General features: G+C 49.8%; 4 protein-coding genes. 2 read left to right on the top strand and 2 right to left on the bottom strand.

Annotation, left to right across the window (positions count from 1 at the left end; genetic code table 11):
- Nucleotides 1-61: 61 nt before the first annotated feature.
- Nucleotides 62-1450: a 23S rRNA (uracil(1939)-C(5))-methyltransferase RlmD gene (gene rlmD / locus C1T29_RS04460; protein ID WP_103750407.1), complete on the bottom strand. Its 1389-nt coding sequence runs from the start codon at nt 1448-1450 to the stop codon at nt 62-64.
- 48 nt (nt 1451-1498) lie between these two features.
- Nucleotides 1499-2413 (bottom strand): diacylglycerol kinase, encoded by a 915-nt coding sequence (locus tag C1T29_RS04455; RefSeq protein WP_023855610.1) that lies wholly within the window; start codon nt 2411-2413, stop codon nt 1499-1501.
- A 199-nt stretch (nt 2414-2612) separates the two neighbouring features.
- Here C1T29_RS04455 and C1T29_RS04450 point away from each other — a divergent pair, with 199 nt between their 5' ends.
- Both C1T29_RS04450 and C1T29_RS04445 read left to right on the top strand, forming a co-directional pair.
- Nucleotides 2613-3566: a nucleoside hydrolase gene (locus C1T29_RS04450; RefSeq protein WP_103750408.1), complete on the top strand. Its 954-nt coding sequence runs from the start codon at nt 2613-2615 to the stop codon at nt 3564-3566.
- A gap of 16 nt (nt 3567-3582) precedes the next feature.
- A partial coding sequence (locus C1T29_RS04445; RefSeq protein WP_208945627.1) for a GNAT family N-acetyltransferase occupies nt 3583-4070 on the top strand: 488 nt, incomplete at its 3' end.

Genomic DNA, 4070 nt, shown 5'->3' with positions numbered 1-4070 from the left:
AGATTAAGTCTTTGAAGAAGAAAAGATGTCATCCGTAAAGTTTTAAACTATTAGGTACAGCTCAATCAACTGTTCTTTTCAAAACCAACTTCGCCACACACTCCACATGGCTAGTATGCGGAAACATATCAACAGGCTGCACTTCACGCGTCACATACCCGCCATCCTCCAGCACCCGCAAATCGCGCGCCAAGGTTCCCGGGTTGCATGACACATACACTACACGCTTCGGTTTCATTTCAATAATCGTCTGCAGCAAAGCTTCATCGCAGCCTTTGCGCGGCGGGTCAACCACTAGCGTGTCAGCCGCAATGCCTTCCTCATACCATTTCGGAATCACGGTCTCCGCTTCGCCCACGGCAAACTCAGCGTTCTCAATGCCGTTCAACTCAGCATTCCGCTTCGCGTCCTCAATCGCTTCCGGTACAATCTCAACGCCGTACACTTTCTTCGCCTGCTTCGCTAAAAACAACGAAATCGTGCCAATGCCGCAGTATGCGTCAATGACGGTTTCTTCGCCGTTCAATTCAGCGTATTCAAGCGCTTTGTCATAGAGCACTTTCGTTTGCTCAGGGTTGACCTGGTAGAACGATCTTGCCGAGATGGCGAATTTGATGCCGCCGATGGTGTCGTAAATGTATTCTTCTCCCCAGATGACGGTTGTTTCGTCGCCGAAAATGACGTTTGTTTTTTTCGGGTTGATGTTTTGGACGATCGATTTGACGTGCGGGAATGCCGCGGTGATCTCCTCGACGATTTTCGCTTTGTGCGGGAAGTCGTTTGTTCTTGTGATGAAGACGACCATCATTTCGCCTGTGACGGCGCCGTATCTGACCATGATGTGTCTGAGCCAGCCTTTGTGGCGTTCTTCGTTGTACGCTTTGATGCCGTATTTGCCGCAGATCTCTTTAATCGCCTGAACGACGCGGTCGTTTTCCGACTGCTGGATCAGGCATTCGTTCATGTCGATGATTTCATGGCTGCGCTGCTGGTAGAAGCCTGCGATCAGACCGCCTTCTCTTTCGCCGACAGGGACCTGCGCTTTGTTTCGGTAGTTCCACGGGTCTTCCATGCCGAGGGTCGGGTGGACGGTGATCCGGCTTAAATCGAGCTTGCCGATTCGCTCAAGCACGTCTTTGACTTGCTTCTGCTTGTAGAGAAGCTGGCCTTCGTAGTTGATGTGCTGAAGCTGGCAGCCGCCACACTGCTTATAGATCGGGCACGGTGCGTCCGTGCGAAAGCGGCTTTCTTCTTTCAAATCGATGAGACGGCCGAAGGCGAAGCCTTTTTTAACCCGGGTCACTTTGATCTGCGCCTTTTCGTCAGGGAGCGCGTTCGGCACGAAAATCGGGAAGCCGTCGACTTTGGCGACGCCGGCTCCTTCGTGTGTTAAATCTTCAAATACGACATTGTAATATTCATTTTTTTGAACGGGGGCTTTTTGTTTCATCTTTTTCACCTGCTATAAGAAAAACTTGGCCAGCTCTTTAGACCAAGTTCAATCATCCAATTTTCTCGCTTTTTCTTTTGACATGACGACATCGATATGGCGGTAGAGGTTTTCGAATTCGCCCGGCAGTTCGCCGCCGTATTCGCCGTCAAGGTTGAGGAGCATTTTGTCTTTGACCGTCACTTTGACGCGGTTTGCTTTCGTGTAGATGATATGCTCGTCATTGATATGTTCGCCGCGGAGGGCAAGTCCGACAAGTCTGATGAATTCGGCGAGGTTTGCCCGTTTTAAAATAACGAGGTCAAACATGCCGTCGTTCAAGCTTGAGTCTGGAGCAAGCTTCTCAAAGCCGCCGACGGAGTTCGTCAGCATGACGAGAAACAGCATCACTTCTCCTTCAAACAGCTTGCCGTCGTATTCGATTTCAACCTCGGTCGGCCTCAGCGAAGGAAGGAGCATTTCCATTCCTTTTAAATAATAGGCGAGGTGGCCGAGCATCGTCTTCAATTTGCTTGGTACGTCATATGTCAGTTCGGTGAGGCGTCCGCCGCCGGCAATATTGATGAAATATTGGCCGTTGACGCGGCCGATGTCAATCGGACGGGCTTCTCCCTCTAGTATTGTGTTTACCGCCTTTAAAATATCCTCGCGCGGAATGCCGAGCGCTCTCGCAAAGTCATTCGTCGTTCCGACCGGAATGACTCCGAGCTTGGGACGGTGTTCCAACGGCGCCAGTCCGTTGATGACTTCATTTAATGTGCCGTCTCCTCCGGCCGCAACAATCAAGTCAAATTCCCGCTCAGCGGCGTTTCTGGCGGCCTGTACGGCATCCCCTTCCCCTGTTGTCGCATGGCAAGACGTTTCATAGCCTGCCTGCTCGAACTTCTGCAGAACTTGGGCAAGGTTTTTTTTGAAAATTTCGCGTCCGGAAGTCGGATTGTATATGATTCGTGCACGTTTCATGTTTTCATCATCCTATTAGAGTATCCGTATCATTTCTTTACCAACAACCTTTAATTATACTAGTTGTTGAAAAAATCGCAACAAAATGGGTTTTATTATTTGTTTAATTTTAGATAAAATGCCCTAATTCATGGTAAAAAAGACTTCGGGATCTAATTGATGTAAAATAATCAATATTAAGAAAAAAGGAGATGTTGCTGTGAAAAAGCCCGTTTATTTTAACCATGACGGAGGCGTCGATGATCTCGTCTCTTTATTTCTGCTATTGCAGATGGAAGATGTCAAATTGATCGGAGCATCTGTCATACCGGCGGATTGCTATTTGGAGCCGGCTCTCAGTGCCAGCCGAAAAATCATTGACCGCTTCGGTTCGTACCAGGTCGAGACTGCGGCATCCGATTCGAGAGGGGTGCATCCGTTCCCGAAGGAGTGGCGCATGCACGCTTTTTATGTCGACGCCCTGCCGCTTTTAAATGAAAAAGGCGAAGTCCGGACCCCGGTGTCAGACCTGCCCGCCCACCTTCATCTCATTGAATGCGTCAATCAGAGCCCCGAACCGGTGACGCTGCTGTTCACCGGCCCGCTGACAGACTTGGCGAGGGCGCTTGAGGAAGAACCGGCGATCATCAAGCACATTGCCAAACTTGTCTGGATGGGCGGCACTTTCCTTGAGAAAGGAAATGTGGAAGAGCCTGAGCACGACGGGACGGCGGAATGGAACGCCTTTTGGGACCCTTACAGCGTCAAGACGGTGTTCGAACGCGATATTCAGATCGAAATGGTCGCGCTTGAAAGCACGAACCAAGTGCCATTGACAAATGATATCCGCTCCCATTGGGCGAGCCTCAGAAAGCATGTCGGGATCGATTTTATCGGCCAGTGCTATGCGATGTGTCCGCCGCTTGTCCATAACGAGACGAATTCGACATACTACCTTTGGGATGTGCTGACGACGCTGACGCTCGGCACAGTCGATATGACACGCTCGCGCAGCGTCAAGGCGATTGTCCATACGGAAAGCCCGCGCCAAGGAACGACAGAAGAGCATCCTTGCGGCAGAATGGTCAAAGTCGTCGATCAAGTCGACAGGGATCAATTTTTTGCGTATTTTGAAGAGTTGATGAAAAAAGCCGACCGCATTCCATCTTTATAAAAGGAGACTTTCCACGATGAAAAAAGGGACAAACATTTACATCAGGCCGCTTACGGCTGAAGACGCCGAGGCTTGCCTCGAATTGCAGAACGCAAACCGCCCGTTTTTTGAACAGTTTTCAATGGAGCGGAACGAAGAGTTTTATACAATCGAAGGACAACAGAAGAGGCTTCAAAGATTATATGAAAATATGCAGAATGATGAAGATTATTATTTTGGCATCTTTGATCCTGCAAACGATGCGCTGATCGGAACGATCAACCTTTTCCAGGTACTGCGCGGCTCCTTGCAAAGCGCCTTCATCGGCTATTTTTTGGATCAGAAACACAACGGCAAAGGCTACACGACAGAAGCCGTCAGGCTGATGGTCGAGTTCGCATTTCACGATCTCAAGCTCCATCGCATCGAAGCCGGCGTCATGCCCCGTAATCTTGCCTCAATCCGGGTGCTGGAGAAGGCGGGCTTTCACAAAGAAGGCATCGCCCGGAAAAACGTTAAGATCAA

Source organism: Bacillus sp. MBGLi79 (genome assembly GCF_002953915.1).
The sequence above is the reverse complement of the archived record's forward strand: the minus strand, read 5'-3'. Positions and strand labels throughout refer to the sequence as shown.